5 protein-coding genes are annotated in these 4,884 nt (G+C 77.9%); 1 reads left to right on the plus strand and 4 read right to left on the minus strand.

The features are described 5' to 3' along the window. From ABZ914_RS46525 to ABZ914_RS46535, 3 genes are all read right to left on the minus strand, one after another. Window positions 1-446 (minus strand): alpha/beta fold hydrolase (locus ABZ914_RS46525; RefSeq protein WP_500201065.1); only part of this gene is annotated, 446 nt, incomplete at its 3' end. After that, on the minus strand, window positions 443-1,240 hold the full coding sequence (locus ABZ914_RS46530; RefSeq protein ID WP_500201069.1) for an aspartate dehydrogenase domain-containing protein: 798 nt from the start codon (window positions 1,238-1,240) through the stop codon (window positions 443-445). The genes ABZ914_RS46530 and ABZ914_RS46525, both read right to left, overlap by 4 nt. 115 nt (window positions 1,241-1,355) lie before the next feature. After that, complete coding sequence (locus ABZ914_RS46535) at window positions 1,356-2,660, minus strand: FAD-binding oxidoreductase (RefSeq protein WP_500201066.1); 1,305 nt, start codon at window positions 2,658-2,660, stop codon at window positions 1,356-1,358. Between the two features lie 135 nt (window positions 2,661-2,795). On the opposite strand from ABZ914_RS46535, the gene pdxR reads away from it, so the two are divergent. Further along, on the plus strand, window positions 2,796-4,280 hold the full coding sequence (pdxR, locus tag ABZ914_RS46540) for a MocR-like pyridoxine biosynthesis transcription factor PdxR (RefSeq protein WP_500201067.1): 1,485 nt from the start codon (window positions 2,796-2,798) through the stop codon (window positions 4,278-4,280). Window positions 4,281-4,335: 55 nt separating this feature from the next. On the opposite strand, the gene ABZ914_RS46545 is transcribed toward pdxR, so the two are convergent. Next, window positions 4,336-4,884: hypothetical protein (locus ABZ914_RS46545; RefSeq protein WP_500201068.1), on the minus strand; the 549-nt coding region annotated here is incomplete at its 5' end.

A 4,884-nucleotide genomic window follows, 5' to 3' on the forward strand; every position in this document is an offset into this window, starting at 1 on the left:
CGGGCGAACTCCGCCGGGCCGCGCTCGGCCAGCTCGGCGGCGCGCGCCCGCATGGCCGCGGCCTTCGCGGGCGCGGTGCCGGAGCCGCGGGTGGAGTCGGCGAGGACGAGGGCGTCCAGCCGGTCCGGGTGGCGCAGCGCGAACCGGGTCGCGATCACCCCGCCCCAGGACGTGCCGAGGACGCTCGCGCGGGCGATCCCGAGGTCGTCGAGGACACCGGCGGCGGCGTCGGCGTAGCCGTCCGTGCCGGGTGTGCCGGGCGGGTCGTCGGACTCGGCGTAGCCGGGCGCGTCCCAGGCGATGAGGCGCAGCCGTCCGGCGAGCAGGCGGCTCAGCGCGCCGAATCCGGAGCCGCTGGAGCCGATGCCGTGCAGGCACAGGACGGGCGGCGCGTCGCCGCCCGCGTCGTGCACCGCGATGCCGCGGACCTTCGCGGGCCGGTTCACGCGACCCGCCACGCGACACCGGGGACGAGGTCGGCCAGCGACCTCAGCACCGCGGGGGCGACGAGGCCGCTGGTCGCCGGGTTGCCGGGGTCGGGGAGGTTCGCGAGTTCGAAGCGGTACTCGCCCAGCGGCCCGGTGAACTCGACGACGTGCCTGGTCAGCCGGGTGTCGGGGGCCGCGACGAGGCGGACGCGCACGGCCGCGCCGTCACCGGCGGCCAGCGCCAGCGTCGCCGCCACGTTGGCGTTGCGCGGGAAGCGCGCCGCGGCCTCGCGGGCGTCCCCGTCGAAGACGGTCACGGGGTCGTCCCCCGGGCGCAGCGACCGCAGCCGTTCCGCCGTCCCCTCGTCCATCCAGGGCTGGACCAGCGAGGCGGGCGCCTTGGACGAGGTGAGCCGGACGCTCGCCAGCGGCCCGGCGAGCGCCGCCGCTCGGACGACGTCGAGGCCGCCCAGCGCGCCCGGGCAGATCAGCAGCCGGCCGGAGCGCGCGGCGCCGGCGGGCCGGGTGAGCTCGCGGAAGAACGCCTCGTCGGCCAGCGCGCCGACGGACACCGCGAGCAGGTCGCGGCCGGCGGCGAGCACCGCCGGCCCGTGCTCGCGCAGCGCCCGCTGGCCTGCGGCCTCCACCACCACGTCGGCGGAGGCGAGCAGGTCCGGCAGGTCGCGCACGGCCGCCGGGGACGCGGTGCGCCCGCGCGTGAGGACGCCGCCGAGCACCGCCCCGGGGACCACGCCCCGGCGCAGCGCCTCCGCCACGTTCGACCCGATCGCGCCGTGCCCGAGGAGGCCCACGCGCAACACGGCACCGTGCCCTGCCGCCACACCCGCTCCAAATACCTTGAGCCGAAAATACTTGGACTAAAGATATCTGGGAGCAAAGTGATCGCGCAAGCGGCTCGTCCCCCCGTCAGCCGCGGACGGGGAAGTTGCCGCGGAAGACGCCGTGCGGGTCGCGGGCGTCCTTGACGCGGCGCAGGCGGGCCAGGGCCTCCGGGGCGAAGGCGTCGGCCGCGGTCTCGGCGGGGTTGAGGAAGGTGAACGGCTTGCGGCCGCTCACCGGGAGGGCCTCGGCGAGCGCGCGCTGCCGGGCCGTGATCGCCTCGGCGGTGCGCGGGTCGGACGGGACGCCGAACATGTAGAGGGCGTACGGCTCGGCGAGCGCGCCGTGCGGGGAGTCGGACGGCCGGGCGAGCGCGCCGCCCAGATGCCGGACCTGGACGCTCAGCAGCGGCGCGATCGGGGCCGCGAGCAGGTCCTTCGCGGCGGCGTCGTCCAGGCGGGTCAGCAGCTCGGCGCGCGAGGAGCCCGCGCCGGGGTCGGTGGGTTCGGCGGTGATGGCGCCGAGCTCGTCGGCCGCCATCGTCCGCCTGCCGTCGGAGAGCGGGCGGGGCAGCCGGTCGAGGGGGCTCAGCAACTCGCGCGCCTCCGCCTCGCCGCCCAGGTACGTGGCGTCGACCGCGACCAGGGGATCGCCGCCGGGGAAGTGCAGCAGGTCCAGCCACAGGGTCAGCTCGCCGGGCGCGCCGGCGGTGATCCCCCGGAAGGCGTCCAGCACCGCGGCGGCGTGCTCGGCCGCCCACACCATCCGGCCCCCGAACAGGCGCGGCGCCGGGTGCAGCGCCAGTTCGAGGCCCGTGACGATCGCGAAGTCGCCGCCCGCGCCGCGCAGGGCCCAGAACAGGTCCGGGTCGCCGTCCGCGGTGACGTGCCGGGCGCGGCCGTCGGCGTCGACGACGTCCAGGGCGGTGACGGCGTCGGCGACCCAGCCGTGCGCGCGGCCGAACCAGCTCAGGCCGCCGCCGAGGGCGACGCCGGCGACGCTGACGACGGGGGAGCTGCCGGGCAGGCCGGTCAGCCCGTGCGCGGCGGCGGCGGCCTGCAGCCGGCCGGACCGCACGCCCGCCCCGACACGGGCGCGGCGGGCCGCGGGGTCGATCTCCACCGCGTCGAGGCGTCCGGTGCGCAGCAGGACCGTGCCGTCGGTGCGGCCGGTCGCGCCGTGCCCGCTCGGCTGCGTCGCGATGCTCAGCCCGGCCGAGCGGGCGTGCCGGACGAGCGCCGCGACGTCGTCGGTGCCGGCGGCCTCGACCACGGCCGCCACCGGCTGCTCGACGGCCAGGTTCCAGGGGCGGCGGGCGGCGTCGAAGCCGGGGTCGCCGGGCAGCAGGACCCGTCCGCGGACGGCGGACCGGAGGGCGTTCAGCGCGTTCATGGTGTTCCTTCCGTCGTGGCGGTGGGGGCCGGGCGGCGGTGCGCGAGGCCCCGCCGAACCTGGATGTCCGGCATCCGGATCACCTCCCGCAGATCAATCTAGAAGGCGAAGAGACCCGCGATAGAGTGCAATTCCATGTCCGAAACGTGGGTCAATCTGGCCGAGCGGATCGGCGCGGACCTGCATCTCGACCTGATCGGACCGGGAGGGCGCCGCGCCGCGCTGACCCGCGCGCTGCGCGCGGCGGTCCGGTCCGGACGGCTGGCCCCGGGCACGCGGCTGCCGCCCTACCGGTCGCTGGCCGCCGACCTCGGCCTGGCCCGCAACACCGTCGCCGACGCGTACGCCGAACTCGTCGCCGAGGGCTGGCTGACCGCGCGCCAGGGCTCCGGGACGCGCGTCGCGCCCCGCGCGGAGCCGTCCGCGCCGGGCCGCGCTTCCGCATCGGGCCGCGCGGGGGCGTCGGGTCGCGCTTCCGCGTCGGGGCGCGCGGGGGCGTCGGGGCGTGCGGGGGCGTCGCCGGCCGCACGCGGCGCGGACCATCCCGTGCACGACCTGCGGCAGGGGCAGCCCGACCCGTCGTCGTTCCCGCGCTCGGCCTGGCTCGCGTCGGCGCGCCGGGCGGTCACCGCCGCGCCGAACGACGCGTTCGGCCCCGGCGACCCGCGCGGCCGCCCCGAGCTGCGCCACGCGCTCGCCGAGTACCTCGCCCGCACCCGGGGCGTCCGCGCCGACCCGGAGGCCATCGTGGTCTGCTCCGGGTTCGCGCACGCGCTCCGGCTGCTGTTCGGCGGCGGCGTGCTGCGCGGCCCGCTCGCCGTCGAGGGCTACGGCCTGCCGTTCCACCGGGAGCTGCTGAGGCGGGCCGGCGTCCGCACCCGCCCCCTCGGCGTGGACGCCGACGGCGCGCGGATCGGCGAGCTGCCCGCCCGCGAGCGCGCCGTCCTGCTGACCCCCGCGCACCAGTTCCCGACGGGCGGCCCGCTGTCCGCGCAGCGCCGGACCGCCGCCGTCGGCTGGGCGTGCTCGGCGGACCGGATCGTCATCGAGGACGACTACGACGGCGAGTTCCGCTACGACCGCCGGCCCATCGGCGCGCTCCAGGGCCTGGCCCCCGACCGGGTGGTCTACGCGGGCTCCGTCAGCAAGAGCCTGTCCCCGGCCGTCCGGCTCGGCTGGATGGTCCTGCCCGGCCACCTCGTGGACGCCGTGCTCGCCGCCAAGGGCGAGCGCGAGGCGTGGGCGGGCGTGCTGGACCAGCTGACCCTGGCCGACTTCCTGCGGTGCGGCTCCTACGACCGGCACGTCCGCCGGATGCGGCAGCGGTACCGCGCCCGCCGGGACCGCTTCGTCACCGCCCTCGCCGAGCGCGCCCCGCACGTCCACGCGACGGGCATCGCGGCCGGGCTGCACGCCGTCCTGCGCCTCCCGCCCGGCACCGAGCCGGCCGCGCTGGACGCCGCCGCCCGCGCCGGCATCGCCCTGGACGGGCTGTCGGCGTTCCGCCATCCCGAAGCGCCCTTCCCACCGGAGGACGGCCTGGTCGTCGGCTACGCGACGCCGCCCGACCACGCCTTCGGGGCGGCGCTCGACGCCGTCCTCCGCGTCCTTCCCCGCTAGATGGCGGGGCGCCGCGACGCTGCCCGCGTCACGGCGCCCCCGGCCGGCGGAACCGCTAGTCGTCCGGGCCCTCGACCGTGTTGGGACCGTCGCCCGCCCAGTCCTCGTGGACCTCGGGCCCGCCCGGCACGACGACGCACGCGCCGACCGGGCCCTGCGCGACCTTCGGAGTGAGGACGCTCGACTTGATCTCATCGTTCTTCCCGAGCAGCGCCCACACGTCCAGCACGACGGTCTGCCCCGGCTTGAGCCTCTTGGGGTAGATCAGCGTGGCGTTCGCGGCCGCCTCCTTCGGGATGCTCCCGAACACGTCGTCGGCCGACCCGTCGTAGATCCAGTGCGCCCGCCCCGGCCTGCACTTCTTGCCGCTCGGCAGGAAGTTCACCTCCGCCGGGATCCCGAATCCCCGCAGCTTGCTCTGCACGCGCTCGGGGTGCGACCACTCCCGCCAGTACACCGCGACGGAGCCGTCCCGCCGCAGCTCGACCGCGTTGGCCTTGGCCTCGCCCCCGCCGGTGACCATCGGGATCGCGACCGTGGCGCCCGCCGCCGCCGCGACGACCGCCAGGCCCAGCCCGAGCCGGCGCCCGGGACGGCGCCGCGC

This window comes from Spirillospora sp. NPDC046719, assembly GCF_040645715.1.
Lineage (GTDB): Bacteria > Actinomycetota > Actinomycetes > Streptosporangiales > Streptosporangiaceae > Spirillospora.

Coding starts and splice junctions, on each gene's coding strand:
- ABZ914_RS46535 (WP_500201066.1), bottom strand. CDS start 2,660: ATGAACGCGCTGAACGCCCTCCGGTCCGCCGTCCGCGGACGGGTCCTG.
- pdxR (WP_500201067.1), top strand. CDS start 2,796: ATGTCCGAAACGTGGGTCAATCTGGCCGAGCGGATCGGCGCGGACCTG.